The organism is Thermus sp., assembly GCF_037444525.1.
GTDB lineage: Bacteria > Deinococcota > Deinococci > Deinococcales > Thermaceae > Thermus.
Genome location: NZ_JBBIMD010000020.1, coordinates 1 through 17660 on the forward strand (window position 1 = coordinate 1; position 17660 = coordinate 17660).

13 protein-coding genes are annotated in these 17660 nt (G+C 68.3%); 5 read left to right on the top strand and 8 right to left on the bottom strand.

The genetic code is table 11. The features are described 5' to 3' along the window. Positions 1-379: 379 nt before the first annotated feature. Complete coding sequence (locus WKI94_RS04730; protein ID WP_337844624.1) at positions 380-1621, bottom strand: aminotransferase class I/II-fold pyridoxal phosphate-dependent enzyme; 1242 nt, start codon at positions 1619-1621, stop codon at positions 380-382. A 5-nt stretch (positions 1622-1626) separates the two neighbouring features. Continuing rightward, positions 1627-2874, bottom strand: a complete 1248-nt coding sequence (locus WKI94_RS04735) for an alpha-hydroxy-acid oxidizing protein (protein WP_337844625.1) — start codon at positions 2872-2874, stop codon at positions 1627-1629. A gap of 58 nt (positions 2875-2932) precedes the next feature. On the opposite strand from WKI94_RS04735, the gene WKI94_RS04740 reads away from it, so the two are divergent. From WKI94_RS04740 to WKI94_RS04755, 4 genes are read left to right on the top strand one after another with little or no spacing between them, the layout of a single operon-like run. Further along, positions 2933-3769 (top strand): SDR family oxidoreductase, encoded by an 837-nt coding sequence (locus WKI94_RS04740; protein ID WP_337844626.1) that lies wholly within the window; start codon positions 2933-2935, stop codon positions 3767-3769. A gap of 32 nt (positions 3770-3801) precedes the next feature. Next, positions 3802-4779 (top strand): ABC transporter substrate-binding protein, encoded by a 978-nt coding sequence (locus WKI94_RS04745; protein ID WP_337844627.1) that lies wholly within the window; start codon positions 3802-3804, stop codon positions 4777-4779. Further along, positions 4772-5518, top strand: coding sequence for an ABC transporter ATP-binding protein (locus WKI94_RS04750; RefSeq protein WP_337844628.1), 747 nt, complete (start codon positions 4772-4774; stop codon positions 5516-5518). The genes WKI94_RS04745 and WKI94_RS04750 overlap by 8 nt, the downstream gene beginning before the upstream one ends. Continuing rightward, the gene (locus tag WKI94_RS04755) at positions 5503-6246 is read left to right on the top strand and encodes an ABC transporter permease subunit (protein WP_337844629.1); all 744 of its coding nucleotides are present in this window, start codon (positions 5503-5505) and stop codon (positions 6244-6246) included. The genes WKI94_RS04750 and WKI94_RS04755 overlap by 16 nt, the downstream gene beginning before the upstream one ends. A gap of 165 nt (positions 6247-6411) precedes the next feature. Here the strand turns inward: WKI94_RS04755 and WKI94_RS04760 are convergent, their stop codons facing one another. Continuing rightward, positions 6412-6825, bottom strand: coding sequence for a universal stress protein (locus WKI94_RS04760; protein WP_337844630.1), 414 nt, complete (start codon positions 6823-6825; stop codon positions 6412-6414). 9 nt (positions 6826-6834) lie between these two features. Further along, entirely contained in the window at positions 6835-7860 is a 1026-nt protein-coding gene (hslO, locus tag WKI94_RS04765) for an Hsp33 family molecular chaperone HslO (RefSeq protein WP_337844631.1), read from the bottom strand. Positions 7861-7897: 37 nt separating this feature from the next. On the opposite strand from hslO, the gene cysS reads away from it, so the two are divergent. After that, positions 7898-9337, top strand: coding sequence for a cysteine--tRNA ligase (cysS, locus tag WKI94_RS04770; RefSeq protein WP_337844632.1), 1440 nt, complete (start codon positions 7898-7900; stop codon positions 9335-9337). A 45-nt stretch (positions 9338-9382) separates the two neighbouring features. On the opposite strand, the gene WKI94_RS04775 is transcribed toward cysS, so the two are convergent. From WKI94_RS04775 to mfd, 4 genes are all read right to left on the bottom strand, one after another. Then, complete coding sequence (locus WKI94_RS04775; protein ID WP_337844633.1) at positions 9383-11116, bottom strand: acyl-CoA dehydrogenase family protein; 1734 nt, start codon at positions 11114-11116, stop codon at positions 9383-9385. A 10-nt stretch (positions 11117-11126) separates the two neighbouring features. After that, complete coding sequence (locus WKI94_RS04780) at positions 11127-12320, bottom strand: thiolase family protein (RefSeq protein WP_337844634.1); 1194 nt, start codon at positions 12318-12320, stop codon at positions 11127-11129. A gap of 10 nt (positions 12321-12330) precedes the next feature. Continuing rightward, positions 12331-14622, bottom strand: coding sequence for a 3-hydroxyacyl-CoA dehydrogenase/enoyl-CoA hydratase family protein (locus tag WKI94_RS04785; protein ID WP_337844635.1), 2292 nt, complete (start codon positions 14620-14622; stop codon positions 12331-12333). Positions 14623-14689: 67 nt separating this feature from the next. Beyond that, positions 14690-17641 (bottom strand): transcription-repair coupling factor, encoded by a 2952-nt coding sequence (mfd, locus tag WKI94_RS04790; protein WP_337844636.1) that lies wholly within the window; start codon positions 17639-17641, stop codon positions 14690-14692. Positions 17642-17660: the final 19 nt, after the last annotated feature.

A 17660-nucleotide genomic window follows, 5' to 3' on the forward strand; every position in this document is an offset into this window, starting at 1 on the left:
TTAGAAGTCATCTTAAGAGCCCCTCAAGCTGCAATTGGGCATAGGCCCCAAAAAGGACCGCTCCCCGAAGAGACTGCCGGATCAGCCCCCCACCGCCATCCAGGTGGCCCTAGCTAAGCGCCTCGGCATTGAAAAATCCCCATGGGGCTCGGAGACAAGGCGGTCTAGGCCCCTCTTTTGGGGCCCCCACCGAAGGGGTACTTGCCTCCGATGCCCCTGTAGGGGGCTAATCTCCTGACCACAAGCCCGACCGTCGCCTTGCTCCCCTTCGCCTTCTCGGCCCCGCCCTCTTCGGAAGCCTCGCGCTCCGGCTGTCCAGGATACTCGGGATGGTGGAGGGAGGAACAGGCTCTAGGGTAGTGCACCAAGGAACCGCCTTTCAGACCGCCGCCAGGGCCTCCCGGAAGAGGGCCTCGAGGTCCTCCGGGTCCTCCAGGCCCACGGAGACCCGGACGAGCCCCGGGGTGACCCCGGCCTCGAGGCGGGCCCCCTCCTTAAGGCGGCTATGGGTGGTGGTCCAGGGGTGGACCAGGAGGGTGCGGGCATCTCCCAGGTTAGGGGCCTTGAGAAGGCGGATGGCCCCGAGGAAGCGGCTCGCCGCCTCCTGGCTTCCGAGGTCCAGGGTGAGCATGGGGCCGAAGGAGGTGAGGTACTTCCGGGCCCGGGCGTGGGCGGGGTCCTCGGGGAGGCCGGGGTAGCGGAGGGCCTTCACCTTGGGGTGGACCCTCAGGGCCTCCGCCAGGCGGAGGGCGGTCTCGCTCATCCACCGGACCCTCAGGGCCACGGTCTCCAGGCCCTGAAAGAGGAGGTAAGCGTTGAAGGGGCTTAGGCTCATCCCCCCCAGGGAAAGCCCGAGCTGGCGCACCCGCTCCGGGAAACACCGGGGGCCTAGGGCCTCCCAAGGGATCTGCCCCTTGGGGTCGGGCTCCAGGAACTGGGGGAAATGGGCCCAAAGGCCCGTCTGCCGGGCCAGGACAGCGCCCCCCAAAACGGAACCATGCCCCGAGGCCCACTTGGTGAGGCTCTGGACCACCGCGTGGGCCCCCCACCGTAGGGGCTGGCAAAGCGCCCCCGCCGCCCCGAAGGTGTTGTCCACCACGAGGGCCACACCCCTTTCCTCCGCAAGTTCCGCCAGGGCCTCGAGGTCGGGGACGAGGAGGGCGGGGTTGGCCATGGTTTCCACGAAGAGGACCCGGGTCCTCTCGGAAAGGGCCTCGCGCACGGCATCGGGCTCGGGGTCCGCGTAATGCACCTTCACCCCCAGGAGGGGGCCAACGACCTGGTTGAAAAGCCCAATGGTCTGGCCGAAAAGCCCCTTAGCGGCCACCACCTCATCCCCCGGGCGGAGGAGGGCAAGGAGGGCAGAAAAGGTGGCCGCCTGGCCGGTAGCCACGACCACCGCCTCCAGGGCCCCCTCCAGGGCCCTAAGCCGCTCCTCCAGGGCCCTTGCAGTGGGGTCCTTCTGCCGGGCGTAGACGTAGCCTTCCCCAGTGGCGAAGCGCTCCGCCCCTTCCTCCAAGGTGGGGAAGCCGTAGGCGGCCACGGCGTAAATGGGAAGGCCCACCGCCCCATGGGGGTCCTCGGGAAGCCCCGCCAGCACCGCCAAGGTCTCGTACTTCATACCCCCTAGTCTAGACCAAGCAGATGGGGCCCAAGCTCTCCAAGCCCCCCCACCCCCACCAGGGCCAGGGTAAGCTCCAGTTCCGCCAGCACGTAGTCCAAGACCGCCCCCACCCCCTCTTCCCCAAAGAAGAGCCCGTAGGCGTAGAGGCGCCCTAGGCCCACCGCCTTCGCCCCCAAGGCTAAGGCCTTGGCCACGTCGGCCCCGTTGCGCACGCCGCTATCCATGAGGACGGGCACCTTATCCCCCACGGCCCGCACCACCCCGGGCAGGGCGTCCAGGGCGGCCATGGCCCCGTCCACCTGCCGCCCACCGTGGTTGGAGACGTAAACCGCGTCCACCCCGATCTCCACGGCCCTCTTAGCGTCCTCCGGGTGGAGGAGGCCTTTGAGGATGAGGGGCAAGGCGGTCTCCTCCCGCACCCGGCGCACCTCCTCCCAGGAGAGCTCGGGGAAGGAGTAGGTGGCCACGAAGCGGCGCACGGCCTTAAGGGCCTGTGCCAGGCTCCCCTTGCCCGCCCGCCGAAGGGCGGGGAGGGCCCGAAGGAGGGCCAGGCTCGGCCGCACCCTAGGGCTTGGCCCCTCCAAGGGCTCCCCCAAGGAGGCGAGGAAGGCGGGGTCCGTGAGGTACTGGGCGAGGCCCTGCCCCTTGAGGAAGGGGAGGTGGCCCAGGTCCAGGTCCCGTGGGCGCCAGCCGAGCTGGACGGTGTCCACGGTGAGGACCACCCCCATATACCCTGCGGCCTCGGCCCGGCGGAGGAAGCTTCGGACCACGCGGAAGTCGGTGGAGTGGTAAAGCTGGAAGAAGCGCAAGGCCCCAGGGCGCACCCCCTCCATGGCCTCGGCGATGGCCTCCATGGGGTGGGAGCTCTGGTTGGAAACCATAAAGGGCACCCCCCTCTGGGCCGCTGCCCGGGCGGCGGCCAGGTCCCCCGCCCTGTGGGCGAGCTCCAGGACCCCGATGGGCGCAAGGAAGAGGGGGGCGGCCCACCGCCGCCCGAAGAGCTCCACCTCCAAAGCGGGGGGCGGCGCCCCCCGGAGCATCCGGGGGCGGAAGGCGTAGCGGCGGAAGGCCTCGAGGTTGGCGGCCATGGTCCTTTCCAACCCCGCCCCGCCCGCCAGGTAGGCCCAGGCCTCAGGAGAGGCCCGGCGCCTCGCCGCCTTCTCCAAGGCCTCCGGGTGGACGGGCACCTTGGGCTTCCTGCCCAAAAGGCCCTCCAGGTAGATGGCCTGCTGGACCCTTCTCCCCCACATGAAGCCCCTCCTTTCCAGGTCCTGCCCGATTCTACCCAAGGGCGTAGACTGGGTGCAAATGGAAAGGGCCATTCTGGTCACCGGGGCAGGTAGCGGCATCGGGCTGGCCACCGCCCTCCTCCTCAAGGCGCGGGGCTTCACCGTCTACGCGGGGGCGAGAAAGGAAGAGGACCTGGGGCGCCTCGAGGCCCTAGGCCTCCTCCCCCTTCCCCTGGACGTCATCCGCCCCGAGGACCTGGAGAGGGCCAAAAGGGCTCTCCCCGAAGCCCTTTTCGGCCTGGTGGCGAACGCCGGCATCGCCCCCGCGGGGCCCCTGGAGCTTGTGCCCCCCGAGGTGGTGGAGGAGGGTCTAAGGGTGAACGTCCTCGGGGCCCTGCGCACGGTGCAGGCCTTCCTCCCCCACCTGAGGCGGGGCAGGGGGCGGATCGTCCTCATGGGCTCCGTCTCCGGCCTGGTGGCCCTTCCCCTCATGGGGCCCTACGCGGCGAGCAAGTTCGCCCTGGAGGCCCTGGCGGACGCCCTGAGGGTGGAGCTTGCCCCTTTCGGGGTCAGGGTGGTCCTGGTGGAGCCGGGGTCCGTGGCCACCCCCATCTGGGGGCGGAGCCTGCGCTGGGCCGAGGGCTACCTCCTCCCCCCGCCCCCGGGGACGGAAGGGGTCTACGGGGCCTACCTGGAAGCGGCCCGGCGGATGGCCGAAAGGAACGCCCAAAGGGGGCTTCCCCCGGAACGGGTGGCCGAGGTGGTCCTCGAGGCCCTCACCCACCCCCGCCCCAAAGCCCGCTACCTGGTGGCCCACCCGGCCCGGGCGCGGGAGGTGCGCCTTCTCAGGCTCCTGCCCACCCCCCTGCGGGACGCCCTGATCCTCCGGGTCCTTAGATCCCCTCAGTACCCTTGACACCAACAAGCTTAGGGGTAACCATGGGAGGTATGGACTGCTGCGTGAGCCGGCGCCAGGTGATCCAAGGCCTTTCGGGGCTTGCCCTGGCTCAAGGGGGGAGGCGGAAGGTACGGCTTGCCTTCTGCTCCCAGCTCCTTTGCATCATCCCCTACGAGGTGGCCCAACGGCGGGGCTACTTCCGGGAAGGGGGCCTCGAGGTGGAGCTGGTCTACGCCCGAGGGGGGAGCCAGGCGCTGCAGTTCCTTGCGGGCAAGGCGGTGGACTACGCGGCCACCAGCCTGGACGCCGCCCTCCAGGCCTTCCAGCAGGGGGCGCCCATCCTGCGCTTCGCCTCCACGGGAAGGCTCCCCCTCTTCGCCCTGGCGGTGGGGCCCCGGGCCAAGGGAATCCAGGAGGTGAAGGACCTGGAGGGGCGGACCGTGGGGGTTTCCGCCCTGGGGAACGCGGACCACGTCCTCTTGGTCTACCTGCTGAAGAAGGCCGGACTAGACCCCAGGAAGGTCCAGTACGCCACCCTGGGCCCCAACCTCTACGAGGCTCTGAGGGCGGGGCACGTGGAGGCGGGCATGGTCCAAGAGCCCGCTCTCTCCCTCCTCAAGGGGGCCGGGGGGCGGGAGCTCGTCAACTTCATGGACCTGAAGCAGGCCACCCGCTACCTTGGGGGGCCCTACGAGTTCATGGGGGTGGCCGTACGACGGGAGGAGCGGAACGCGCGCCTGGAGGAGATGCGCGCCCTGGCCCGGGCCCTGGAGAAGGCCCTCCGCTTCATCCACGCCGCGGAAGGCCGCCTCATCGCCGACACCCTGCCCAAGGCCCTCATCGCCGGGGGAGACGAGGCCAGGCTTAAGGCGGTGATTGAGCGCTATCGCAAGGACCTCTACCCCAAAGGGGTCCAGATTGACCGGAAGGCGGCGGAGCGGGTGGTGGAAAGCCAGATGGAAGCGGGCCTCCTGCCCCCTTCCTTCCGCCTGAACCCCCTCCTGGACCTGGAGGTGGTGGGTGCTTGAAGTGCGGGGCCTGGCCTTGGGCTACGGGGACCAGCCCGTCCTCGAGGGGGTGGACCTTCGGGTGGGGGAAGGGGAGTTCGTGGGCCTGGTGGGGCCCTCAGGGAGCGGCAAGAGCACCCTCCTCCGGGCCATCGCCGGCCTCCTCAAGCCCCTAAAGGGGGAGATCCTGCGGGGGTTTGGGGAGCGGGAGCTTGGCTTCCTCTTCCAGGAAGATGCCCTACTTCCCTGGCGCACCGCCCGGGAGAACGCCGCCTTGGGCCTAAGGATTCGGGGCTACGGGAAGAAGGAGGCCCTGGAAGAGGCCGAGTTCTGGCTTGTCCGGCTTGGGCTTAGGGGGCTTGGGGACCGCTACCCCCACGAGCTTTCCGGGGGGCAGCGCAAGCGGGTGGCCCTGGCCCAGGTCCTGGCCCTAAGGCCCAAGCTCCTCCTCATGGACGAGCCCTTCGCCAGCCTGGACGCCATCCTGCGCACGGAGGTGACCCGCGACCTCTTGCGGCTCGTGGAGGGGGAGGGCATCGCCGTCCTCCTGGTCACCCACGACCTGGAGGAGGCCATCGCCCTCGCTGACCGGATCTATCTCCTCTCCAAGGGCCCCAGGGCCCGGGTGGCCAAGGCCTACAGGGTGCCCTTCCCCCGGCCCCGGGACCCGGTGGCGGTGCGGGCCGAGCCCCGGTTTGGGGCCCTGCTCAAGGAGCTTTGGCAGGACCTGGAGGAGGTGGTCCTGTGCGCCGCGCCCTAAGCCTTTTAGGCCTCCTCCTCCTTTGGGAGGCCATGGCCGCGCTAGGGGTCCTAAACCCCCTTTACGCCCCCCCGCCCCACCAGGTCTTCCTCACCCTCCTTGGCCTCTTCCAGAGCGGGGAGATCTACCCCCACCTCCAGGCCACCTTCAGCGCCGCTCTCCTGGGCCTCCTCCTCGGGGTGGGCCTCGGGGGGGCGCTGGGCCTCCTCGCCGCCTTCAGCCCCCTCCTTTCCGATCTCCTGGAGCCCGTGATGCTCCTTCTGAACGCCATCCCCCGGGTGATCCTCGCCCCCCTCTTCGTCATCTGGCTGGGAATCGGCCTGGCCTCCAAGGTGGCCTTGAGCCTGGTCCTGGTGGCGGTCCTCATCTTCTTCGCCGTCTATTCCGGGGTCAAGCAGGTGGATGCCCGGCTCGTGGAGCGGGTGCGGACCCTGGGGGGCGGGCGGGCTTGGCTCCTTAGGGAGGTCTACCTTCCCTCTGTGGCTGCCTGGGTCCTCTCCTCCTTGAAGGTGGCCGTGGGCTTCGCCTTCACGGGGGCGGTGGTGGGGGAGTTCGTGGCGGCCAGCCGGGGCCTCGGCTACCTCCTCTCCTTCGCCCAAAGCACCTACAACGCCAAGCTCTCCCTAGCCCTCATCGCCCTCATCGTCCTCTTCGTCCTCCTCCTCTTCTTCCTCTTCGGCCGCCTCGAGGCCGGGCTCCTCCGCTGGCGGCCCACGGTCCAGACCTAAACCGCCGCAGGGGGCTTCAGCAGGGCACATAGGCCGGGCCGCCCAAGCGCCCCGGCATTGGCAAATCCTCACGGGACTTGGAGGGAAGGCACGCTGGGTCAACCGCCAAGCTACCTTGACCCTTGTTCTGGGGCCCCCACCGAAGCGAAAGCCTCGGTGGGGTACTTAGCGCACCAAGAGCACCGGGCAGGGGGCGTGGGCCACCACCTTTTGGCTCTGGCTCCCCAGGAAAAGCCCCCCCAAAGCCCCTAGGCCGCGGGTGCCCATGACGATGAGGTCGGCCTTCTCCGCGTGCGCCGCCTCCAGAATGGCCCCCGCGGGCTCCCCCTCTAAAAGAAGGCCGCTTTCCAGGGGAAGGCCCACCAGGGCAAGCCCCTCCCTTAGCACCGCCTCCGCCCGTTCCAGGCGCCGCTTCAGGGCCTCCTCAAAGAAGGGCTCCCCCAGATAGTCCGGCACGGGCTCGTAGACGTGCACCAAAAGGAACCTGGCCCCGTGGGCCTCCGCCTCGGCCTTGGCCACCTTGGCCGCCCGCTTGGCGTGTTCGGAACCGTCGTAGGCCAGGAGGATGGTCCGGAACATGCCCCCAGTTTACGCCTCGGCCCGCTTTTCGCCAGGGAGCTCCACCCTCCGCCCGCAGCGGCAGGTGTCCCCTTCAATGCGGAACAGGGTGCCGTCGGCCTTGGGGTAAAGCCAAAGGGTTCCGCAGTCGGGGCAGCGCACCTCGGCCACCAGGGTGCGGATCTCCTCGGGGCTGAAGCGGTAGACCGCCCCGCACCAGTGGCAGACCACCTCCGCCCCGCCGTCCCTCACGATCATGTCCTCCCGCTCCTCAGGGGTGAAGAAGACCAAGGCTTCCAAGGCCTTCTCCCGGTTGCACCGGCAGCAGAAACGGGCGGGGATCTCGTTTTCCGGATAGCCTAGGGCGCGAAGGTCCGTGCGCTCCAGGCCAAGGCCCTGGAAAAGCGCCTCCAAGGCCCCTTCCAGGCCCTCCTTGCGAAGGCGCTCCGTGAGGGCGCCAAAGGCCTTCAGGTTGGCCTCGAGGCGGCCCAAAACCTCCTCCGAGGCCCCAGGCAGGACCTGGACCGCGATGCCCCCCGCGGCCTCCACCTCCCCTTCCCCCCGCACCCGCACCCCGAGGAGAAGCGCGGAAGGGATCTGCTCGGACTGCCAGAGGTAGTGGGCCAGGTCCTCGGCGATCTCCCCCGAGACCAGGGGCACGGTGCTGGTGTAGATGTCGCCGCTCGGGAGGCTTCGGTCCACCCTCAAAAAGCCCCGCCCCACCGCGGCCCCCACGTTGAGCTTGCCGTCTTCCCGAAGGGGCACCTCCGCCTGAGGGTTCTTCACATACCCCCGCACCCCCCCCATGGGGTCCGCCTCGGCCACCACACCCCCTAAGGGCCCGTCCCCCTCGAGGCGCAGGGCCAGGCGCTCCTTGGGGGTCTTTAGGAGAAGCTGGGCAAGAAGCAGGGCCCCGGTCATGGCCCGGCCCAAAGCGGCGGTGGCCGTGGGGGAAAGGCCGTGGCGAAGGCGGGCCTCCTCCACCACGTCCCCCGTGTCCGCGGCCACCACCCGGAGGTTCCCCTCTCCCGCAAGGGCCCGCAGGATCCGTCCCATACCCCGCCATTATGGCACGAGGGCCTATAATCGCCCTATGGGCCTCGTCATCTACGATACGCTCCAGCGGAAGAAGGTCCCCTTTGAGCCCGCGGTGAAAGGCCACGTGGGCATCTATGTCTGCGGGCCCACGGTCTACGCCGACCCCCACCTGGGCCACGCCCGCGGGCCCATCGTCTACGATGTCCTAAGGCGCTACTTCCTCCACCAAGGGTACAAGGTGCGCTTCGTCTCCAACATCACCGACGTGGGCCACCTCACGGACGACGCCGACCAGGGGGAGGACAAGATCCAAAGGAGGGCCAAGCTGGAACAGCTTGAGCCCATGGAGGTGGCCGAGAAGTACACCTGGAGCTACTTTGACGCTATGGGGGCCCTAAACGTCCTGAGGCCCTCCATCGCCCCCAGGGCCTCGGGCCACATCCCCGAACAGCTAGAGCTCACCCAGCGCCTTTTGGATTTGGGCTTCGCCTACCTGCGGGGGGGGAGCGTGTACTTCCGGGTGCGGGCCTTCCCCGAGTACGGGAAGCTTTCGGGGAAAAGGCTGGAAGAGCTCCGGGCGGGGGCCCGGGTGGAGGTGCGGGAGGAGAAGGAAGACCCCCTGGACTTCGCTCTTTGGAAAGCGGCTGAGCCTGGCCACCTCATGCGCTGGAAAAGCCCCTGGGGTGAGGGGTACCCGGGCTGGCACATTGAGTGCACGGCCATGAGCCTCAAGTACCTGGGGGAGGGGTTTGACCTGCACGCGGGGGGCATAGACCTCCAGTTCCCCCACCACGAGTGCGAGATCGCCCAGGCGGAGGCCGCGGGCTACCGCTTCGCCCGGCATTGGATGCACCACAACCACGTGCTCCTGGAAGGGGAGAAGATGGCCAAAAGCACGGGGAACCTGGTCCTCCTCCACGACCTCCTCAAAGCTCACGAGCCCATGGCCCTCCGCTTCTACCTTCTCCAAACCCACTACCGGAGCCCCATGGACTTCTCCTTCCAGGGCCTCGAGGCCGCCAAGCGGGGCTACACCCGCCTTCTCCAGGCCTACCGGGAGGTGCGGGCAAGGAAGGCCCAGGCTCCTTCCGGCACCACCCCGGAGCTGGAAAGGGCCCTAGACACCTTAGAAAAGGCCTTCATGGAGGCCATAGAGGACGACCTCTCCACCCCTGAGGCCCTGGCCGCCTTCTTCACCTTCCTCCCCGAGTTCCACCGCCTCCTCCCTGAGGCCAGAAGGGAAAGCCTGGAGCGGGCAGAAGGGGTCTTCCACACCCTAGGCGAGGGGATCTTGGGCCTCTTTCCGGAGCGGGTTCTGGAGGAAAAGGTTTCCGGGCCCCTTTTGGAAGGCCTCATCGCCCTTCTCCTGGAGCTAAGGGAGGAGGCCCGGCGGGCCCGGGACTTCGCCAAGGCGGACCTTATCCGCGATCGGCTTAAGGCCCTAGGGGTCATCGTGGAGGACACTAAAGAGGGCCCCAAGTGGCGGCTGGAATAAAGCCCCCCCGCAAGGGGCCCCTTGCGGGGGAAGGCGCTCAGGGGCTTAGCGGGAGACGGGGTAGCCCTCGGCCTCGAGGACCGCCTCGGCCACCCGCCGCCTCAGGGCCACCAGGTCCACGTAGTCCCGCTTGGTGAGGCGGCGGGCGGCGGAGTACACCACCCGGGCCTCGTCCCCCTCCACCAGCCGGGGCAGGACGGAAAGGGCCCGGGCCTGGGCCCGGTCCACAGCCTGGAGGAGGTAGATCTGGGCCATGTCCTGGGCCACCCCTCCTAGGCGCCGGGCGCGGAGGAGGGCGCTTTCCGCGGCGTAGGCGTCAATGAGGATGTCCGCCACCGCCCCCAGGACCTCCTGTTCCTCCTCCACCCCCTGGCCGTACTTCTGGAGGGCCAGGCCCGCCACCATCAGGGCCAGCTTCTTAAGTCCAGCGATGTACGCTGCCTCCCGGTCCTCGGGCTCCTCAAAGCTGGGCTCCAGGACCTCCTTCTGGAGGCGCGCCGCCGCCTGCATGAGGGGAAGCTGCCCCTTGAGGGCACGGCGGATGAGCATGCCGGGGATGAGGAGGCGGTTGATCTCGTTGGTCCCCTCAAAGATGCGGTTGATGCGGGCGTCGCGGTAGGCCCGCTCAATGGGGTACTCCTGGGAGTAGCCGTAGCCCCCATGGATCTGCACCCCCTCGTCCACCACGTAGTCCAGGACCTCCGAGCCCAGGACCTTGATGATGGAGGCCTCCACCGCATACTCCTCAATGCCCGCCATCACCGCCTCCGCTCCCTTCTTGCCCAAAAGCGCCTCGTCAATGAGGCCCACGGTGCGGTAGACGGCGCTTTCCGCGGCGTAGATGCGGCTCGCCATCTCCCCTAGCTTCTCCTGGATGAGGCCGAACTGGCCGATGGGCCGCCCGAACTGGTGCCGGGCCTTGGCGTAAGCAGCAGAAAGCTCCAAGGCCCGCTTGGCCCCACCCACGGCCCCCGCCCCCAGCTTATACCGGCCCACGTTGAGGACGTTGAAGGCGATCTTGTGCCCCTTGCCGATCTCGCCCAGGACGTTCTCCACGGGGACCTTCACGTCCTCCAGGATCACCTGGCGGGTGGAAGAGGCCTTGATGCCCATCTTCTTCTCCTCGGGGCCGAAGGAAAGCCCCGGGGTGCCCCGCTCCACCAGGAAGGCGGTGAAGTGCTCCCCGTCCACCTTGGCGAAGACGGTGAAGAGCTGGGCGAAGCCCGCGTTGGAGATCCACTGCTTGACCCCGTTCAGGATGTAGTGGCGGCCGTCCTCGCTTAAGGTGGCCCGGGTCTTGGCCGCCAGGGCATCGGAGCCAGACCCGGGCTCGGTGAGGCAGTAGGCAGCGATCCACTCCCCGCTGGCCAGCTTGGGGAGGTACTTCCGCTTCTGCTCCTCCGTGCCGAAGTAGACGAGAGGCAGGGTGCCGATGGAGGTGTGGGCCCCGTAGGTAACGGAAAAGCCCCCGCTTCCCGAAAGCTCCTCGGCCACCACGGTGGAGATGACCTTGGGAAGGTCCAGCCCCCCGTACTCCTCGGGGACGTCAATGCCGAGAAGCCCCAGCTCCCCCGCCTTGCGCATCAGGGGAACGTTGAGCTCCAGCTCCCCGTGCTCCATGTGCTCCAAAAGGGGGAGGACCTCCCGCTCCACGAAGGTGCGGGTGGTGCGGGCAATCTCCTTGACGCTCTCGTCAAAGTCCTCCGGGGTGTAGATCCCTTCCGGAACCTCCAAAAGCCAGCCACCGCCCTTTTTCCAAAGCTTCCTCTCCTCGGTCATGGTCTCCCTCCTAAGCCGGGTAAACCTCAAAGACCCCCGCGGCCCCCATGCCGCCGCCAATGCACATGGTCACGAGGCCATAGCCCCCGCCCCGACGGGCAAGCTCCGAGATGAGCTGGGCGGTGAGCTTGGCCCCCGTGGCCCCCAAGGGGTGGCCGAGGGCAATGGCCCCCCCGTTCACGTTGGTCTTCCCCTCGGGCATCTCCAAGGCGCGCATCACCGCCAGGACCTGGGCGGCGAAGGCCTCGTTGAACTCAATGAGGCCGATCTGATCCAGGGTAAGCCCCGCCCGGGCCAGGGCCTTGGGCACGGCCTTCACCGGGCCGATGCCCATGATGTCGGGTTCCACCCCGGCCACGGCGAAGCTGACGAAGCGGGCCAAAGGCTTAAGCCCCAGGGCCTTCGCCTTCTCCCGGCTCATGACCAAAACGGCCGCCGCCCCGTCGGAGTAGGGGCTCGAGTTCCCCGCGGTAACCGTGCCCCCCTTCTTGAAGGCGGGCTTGAGCTTGGCAAGGGCCTCGAGGCTGGTGTCGGGGCGCACCGTCTCATCCCGCTCAAAGAGGACCTCCCCCACCACCTTCCTGGTCCCCTGGTAGCGCACCGTAGGAACGCGGATGGGGACCACCTCGGGAAAGCGCCCCTCCGCCCAGGCCTGGGCCGCCCGTTGGTGGCTACGAAGGGCCCATCTGTCCTGGTCTTCCCGGCTGATCCCGAAGCGCTCCGCCACCCTTTCCGCGGTGTAGCCCATGCCGATGTAGGTGGAGTAGGCCTCCGGGCTCCACTCCGTGGGGGTGAGGTCGGGGTGAAGGCGGGTGTGGTAGCCGGACATGGGCACCTGGCTCATCATCTCCACCCCGCCCGCCAAGACGACATCCGCCATCCCGGTCATCACCGCCTGGGCGGCCATGGCGATGGTCTGGAGGCCACTGGAGCAGAACCGGTTCACCGTGGCCCCGGCCACCTCTATGGGGAACCCGGCCCGGAGGAGGGCCAGCCGGGCGATGTTGAGCCCCTGGGCCGCCTCGGGCATGGCGCACCCCCAGAGGACGTCCTCCAGCTCCTTAGGGTCCAGGCCCGCCCGCTCCACCGCGGCCCGCATCACCTGGGCCGAGAGGTCCACCGGGTGGAGGGTGGCCAGGGCCCCATCCTTCTTGCCCCGGGCCACGGGGCTCCGCACTGCGCTGACAATTACGGCTTCCTGCATGGCTCCACCTCTAGTTCCTAAGGGGCTTGCCCGTCTTAAGGGTGTAGGCAATGCGCTCCTGGGTCTTGCGGGTGCCAAGGAGTTTCAAGAAGGCCTCCCGCTCCAGGTCCAAAAGGTCCCACTCGGATACCTCCCGCCCAGGGCCCTCCCCGCCGGAGAGGACGTAGGCGATCTCCAAGCCTATGCGCATGTCGTGGTCGGAGATCTCCCCCGCCTCCCGGAAGGCCCAGACCGCGTAGCGCAGGTTCCCCAAGGCCTCGTTCCCCAGGACCCGGATCCTGGGGGGCAGGGGCGGACGGTAATCGGGAGCCAGCTCCAGCACCCGCCGCTTAGCGTCTTGGAGGAGGAAGTCCCGGTTCACGCTGATCCGGTCCCGGTCGCGCAGGAAGCCCATCTTCCGGGCCTCGAGGGCGCTTTCCGAGGTGCGGGCCATGGCGATGAGCTGGAAGGCCCGCTTCACCCCCTCAAAGGGGTCGGCCTCCTCGTAGGGGGCGAGCTCCTGGGTGAAGCGGAGGAGCATCTCCTTGGTCCCGCCCCCCGCAGGCAAAAGCCCCACCCCCGCCTCCACCAGGCCCATGTAGAGCTCCGCGTGGGCCTGGACCGCGTCCGCATGCAAGGTGAACTCCGCCCCGCCCCCCAGGGTGAGGCCAAAGGGGGCCACCACCACCGGGAAGGGGCTATACCGGATGGACATGGAGGCCTTCTGGAACTGGCGCACCGCCAAAGAGAGCTCGTCCCACTCCCCCTCCTGGGCCAGGGAGAGGATGAGGGCCAGGTTGGCCCCGGCGGAGAAGGCCCGCGGGTCCTCGTTGCCGATGACGAGGCCCAGATACCCCTTCTCCTCCACAAACTCCAGGCTCTTCTGGAGCATGCGGATGACCCCCTCCCCGATGGCGTTCATCTTGGTACGGAACTCCAGGAGGGCTACCCCGTCCCCAAGGTCCAGAAGGGCCGCCTCCTTGCTCTCCAAAAGGGCCTTCCCCTCCGACTTCAGGGCCTTCAGGGAAAGCACCCCTTCCCGCTTGGGGAGAGGGTGGTAGGCCCCGTCAAAGCCCAGATAGGTGCCGTCCCTATAGAAGACCCCCTGGGCCTGGGCCAGGAGGGGAGGCTCGGAAAGCCCATGCTCGGAAAGCAGGGACTTCAGCCGCTCGTGGCCCACCGCGTCCATGTTCTTAAAGGGCCCCATCTCCCAGCCGAAGCCCCACTCCAGGGCCTGGTCCACGGAAACCAGGTCGTAGGCGATCTCCTCGGCTTTTAGGAGGGTGTAGTGGGCGGTGCGGGCCAAAAGCTCCCGCAGGAAAGCCCCATACTTGCCGGGGAGATCCAGGGCCCCCCGGAGGCGCTCAGGGAGGGGCCGGTCCTTGAGGGCGTTCAGTTCGGGAAGGTCCAGCTTGGTGCGGGGCGCGTACTCCAGGGTGCGGTAGTCCAGGGTGAGGATCTCCCCGTTCACCCGCTTGTAGAACCCGGCCCCCGCCTTCTCCCCAAGCCGCCCCTCCCCCACCAGGCGGAGGACCCAGTCGGGCAGGGCGAAGTCCTCCCCAGTGGCGTGGGCCAGCTCCTCCGTGACCAGTTTGAGCACGTCCAGGCCCGTGAGGTCCGCGGTGCGGAAGGTGGCGGAGCCCGGGCGGCCCAAGAGGGGGCCGGTGAGGGCGTCCACCTCGTCAATGGTGAGGCCGTGCTTCTCCATGAGGCGCACCGCCTGGACCATGCCGTAGACCCCTAAGCGGTTGGCGATGAAGCCGGGGACGTCCTTGGCCAAGACGGTGCCCTTCCCCAGGATGCGCTCCCCAAAGCGGCGGATCTCCTCCAAGACCTCGGGGGCGGTCTCGGGCGTGGGGATGAGCTCCAGGAGGTGGAGGTAGCGGGGGGGATTGAAGAAGTGGGTGCCCAGGAAACGGCGCCGGAAGGCCTCGGAGCGGCCCTCCAGGAGAACCCTCATGGGGATGCCGCTGGTGTTGGAGCTCACGATGGCCGTGGGTTTCAAGAGGGCCTCGAGGCGGGCATAGAGGGCCTGCTTGGGCTCGGGCTTCTCAACGATGGCCTCCACCACCCAGTCGCAGTCCTTAAGCTTTTCCAGATGGTCCTCGGTGTTGCCGATCTCCACGTAGCGGGCCAGGTCCTTGTCCATGAAGGCTGGAGGCCTGGCTTTGAGGGCCCTTTCCAAGCCCCTCTTGGCGTACTCGTTCCGGTCTTCCTTCCCCGGTATGTCCAGAAGAACCACGGGGATGCCGGCGCTGGCCACCAGGGCGGCGATCCCGCTTCCCATGGTTCCCGCGCCCACCACACCAACCTTTTTGATCATGGCCTACCTCCTTATACTGAGTCAAAGTTTACGACGGGGCCCTGTCCCCTGTCAAAGGGGGAACCCTCTATCGGTCCGCGAAGAGGTAGAGGGCCTCGAGGAGGGCCTCGGGGTAGTCCCGGGGCCTAAGGCCTTTCTTCTCCATGCGGAAGCCCGGGGGGTACTGGGTGATCTCCACCCGCTGGGGAAGGCGCCTCAACCCGCGGGCGTCGTAGTCCAGGGGCCAGTGGCCGAAGACCACCTCCAGGTGGGTGAGGCTTTCCGTGATGGAGCGCACCCCCTTCTTCTCCGCCACCAGGCGAAGCCGGGCCAAGGCCACGAAGTTCTCCGCCTCCTCAGGCAAGGGGCCGTAGCGCCCTTTGAGCTCCCGCACCAGCTGGGAGAGCTCCGCTAAGCCCCTCACCTGGGCGAAGCGGCCGTAGTAGCGGCTTCGCGCCTCCAGGGAGGGGATGTAGGCCTCGGGCAGGCGGGCGGAGAGGGCCAGGTCCAGGGTGAGGGGGGGGCGGGCCTCCACCGAGGCTTCCCCTTTGAGCGCGCGGATGGCCTCCTCCAAAAGCTCGGTGTAGACCTCGAGGGAAAGGGCCTTGATGTGCCCGTGCTGCTCGGGGCCCAGGAGGTTCCCCACGCCCCTAATCTCCATGTCCTTCTCCGCCAATAGGTGGCCGCTTCCCAGGTCGGAGAGGTCGGCGATGGCCATGAGGCGCTTCTCCGCCGCTTCCGTGAGGCGGGGGGGGTGGAAGAGGTAGGCGTAGGCCTCCTCCTCTCGCCTTCCCACCCGGCCCCGGAGCTGGTAAAGGGTGGCGAGGCCCAGCCGGTCCGCCCGCTCGATGAGGATGGTGTTGGCCTCCCCCACGTCCAGGCCCGACTCCACGATGGTGGTGGCGAGAAGGACATCGTAGGCCCCTTCCGCGAAGAGAAGCATGGTCTCCTCCACGAGGGCTTCGGGCATCTGGCCGTGGACCACCCCGATGCGGGCCTCGGGCACCAGGTTTTCCAGATAGCGGCGCCTGGCCTCGATGGTGGCCACCCGGTCGTGGATGTAAAAGGCCTTGCCCCCCCGCTCCAACTCCAAGAGGATGGCCTCCCGCACCAAAAGAGGGTCAAAGGGGGCGAGGAAGGTCTTTATGGGCTTGCGCCCCGGAGGGGGGGTCTGGATGCTGGAGAGGTCCTTAAGCCCCACCAGGGCGCTGTAGAGGGTGCGGGGGATGGGGGTGGCGGAGAGGTAGAGGGTGTCCACGTTGGCCTTAAGCTCCCGCAAGCGTTCCTTCTGGGCCACCCCGAAGCGGTGCTCCTCGTCCACGATGAGGAGGCCCAGGTCCTTGAAGGCCACGTCGGGCTGGAGGAGGCGGTGGGTGCCGATGACGAGATCTATGGTCCCTTCCCTTAGGCCCTTTAGGATGGCCTCTTCCTCCTTAGGTGGGGTGAAGCGGGAAAGGACCCCAACGCGCACCGGAAGCTTCTGGAAGCGCTCGCGGAAGGTCTTCCCATGCTGCTCCGCAAGAAGGGTGGTGGGGACCAGGAAGGCCACCTGAGCCCCGTGCCCCACCACCCGGGCCGCAGCCCTCAAGGCCACCTCCGTTTTGCCGAAGCCCACGTCCCCCGAGACCAGCCGGTCCATGGGGTAAGGGGCCTCGAGGTCCTTCAAGACTTCCTCCAGGGACCGGGCCTGGTCAGGGGTGAGGGCGTAGGGAAAGCCCTGGGCCACCTGGGCCTCCCACTCGGGGAGGGGAGGGAAGGCCCGGCCCGGGGTGGCCTTCCGCTTGGCCTGGAGGACGAGAAGCCTCTGGACCAGCTCCTCCACGTCCTTCCTGGCCCGCTCCTTGGCCCTTTTCCACTCGTTCTTCCCCAAGGAGGAGAGCTCCGGAGGGTCATCCGTGGTGCCGGGGTGGCGCTTGAGGAGGGGAAGCTGCTCCACCGGCAGGTAAAGCCGCCCTTCCCCCCGGTAGCGGAGGACCAGGTAGTCCCGCCTGGCCCCCAACACCTCCCGGGTCTCCAGGCCCAGGTACTGGCCGATGCCGTGCTCGGGGTGGATGAGGTAGTCCCCTGGGGTTAGGGCCGAGGGGTCGGAAAGCCCCTCTCCCCGCCTAAGCCGCCCCCGCACCGCCCCCGTGGCGAAGACCAAGGCCTCGGTGAGGAAGACCTCCTCCCCCCACTCCGCCCCCCCCTCAAAGGCCCCGGGGAGAAGGGCAAGCCGCCCTTTGGGGGCAGGGTAACGGCCCTGGAGGAGGGGCTGGAAGGGGGCAAGGCGCCCTTTCAGGTACGCCAGGGTGCGGCCGTGCCCGGCGAAGAGGTGGACCCGGCGCCCTTCCTCCAACCAGCGGGCGAGGTCCTTCTCCAGGGCCTTGAGGCTTCCCCGATAGGGAGGAAGGGGCCTCACCCCAAGGTCCAGAAGGGGAAGGTCCACACCGCCCCCAAAGGCCACCAGGGGCCGGCCCTCTAGGAGGGGAAAAAGTTCTTTTGGGGCCAGGGCGGGGGTGTCCAGGTAAAGGGCCCCCGGGAAGTGGAGGATCTTCTTGGAGGTGAAGGCCTCCGCCTTCCCCGGCTTGGGGAGGAGGACGTGGCGGGACCGCGCGTCGCCGTTCACCGTAAGCCCCTCCAGCTCGTCCCCAAAGAAGAGAAGGCGCACCTCTCCCCCGGGGAGGAAAAGCTCCACGACCTCCCCAAGAACGCGGTAATCCTCGTCCCGGGCGTAGCCCATGCGGAGGAGGCGGTCCAGAAGGGCCTCCCTGGGGTAGCTTTGGCCCACCTCCAGGACGAACCGCCAGGCGGGGGGGTCCTCGGGGAAGGGGCTTAGGGCCTCCTCGTAGGAGAAGACGAAAAGGGCTTTCTCCCCCAGGGCCTCGAGGCCCGGGTTCACGTAGACGGGCACCCCGAAGGCGGAAAGGTCCCGGTAGCGCCTAAGGCGCTCCTCCGGGGCCAGGAGGACCGCCGGGGGGGTCTCGCGGGCAAAGAGAAAGGCCCGCACCACCTGGGGCAGCTCCAGCCGGTGTCCGTAAAGGGTTTCCAGAACGGGCGTCATGGGGCCTCGCCCCCAAGGG

What these genes read in the sequence shown, in the direction of transcription:
- WKI94_RS04780 (WP_337844634.1), bottom strand. Translation starts at nt 12,320, where the DNA reads ATGCAGGAAGCCGTAATTGTCAGCGCAGTGCGGAGCCCCGTGGCCCGG.
- WKI94_RS04760 (WP_337844630.1), bottom strand. Translation starts at nt 6,825, where the DNA reads ATGTTCCGGACCATCCTCCTGGCCTACGACGGTTCCGAACACGCCAAG.
- WKI94_RS04775 (WP_337844633.1), bottom strand. Translation starts at nt 11,116, where the DNA reads ATGACCGAGGAGAGGAAGCTTTGGAAAAAGGGCGGTGGCTGGCTTTTG.
- WKI94_RS04730 (WP_337844624.1), bottom strand. Translation starts at nt 1,621, where the DNA reads ATGAAGTACGAGACCTTGGCGGTGCTGGCGGGGCTTCCCGAGGACCCC.
- WKI94_RS04785 (WP_337844635.1), bottom strand. Translation starts at nt 14,622, where the DNA reads ATGATCAAAAAGGTTGGTGTGGTGGGCGCGGGAACCATGGGAAGCGGG.
- WKI94_RS04735 (WP_337844625.1), bottom strand. Translation starts at nt 2,874, where the DNA reads ATGTGGGGGAGAAGGGTCCAGCAGGCCATCTACCTGGAGGGCCTTTTG.
- cysS (WP_337844632.1), top strand. Translation starts at nt 7,898, where the DNA reads ATGGGCCTCGTCATCTACGATACGCTCCAGCGGAAGAAGGTCCCCTTT.
- WKI94_RS04745 (WP_337844627.1), top strand. Translation starts at nt 3,802, where the DNA reads ATGGACTGCTGCGTGAGCCGGCGCCAGGTGATCCAAGGCCTTTCGGGG.
- mfd (WP_337844636.1), bottom strand. Translation starts at nt 17,641, where the DNA reads ATGACGCCCGTTCTGGAAACCCTTTACGGACACCGGCTGGAGCTGCCC.
- hslO (WP_337844631.1), bottom strand. Translation starts at nt 7,860, where the DNA reads ATGGGACGGATCCTGCGGGCCCTTGCGGGAGAGGGGAACCTCCGGGTG.
- WKI94_RS04740 (WP_337844626.1), top strand. Translation starts at nt 2,933, where the DNA reads ATGGAAAGGGCCATTCTGGTCACCGGGGCAGGTAGCGGCATCGGGCTG.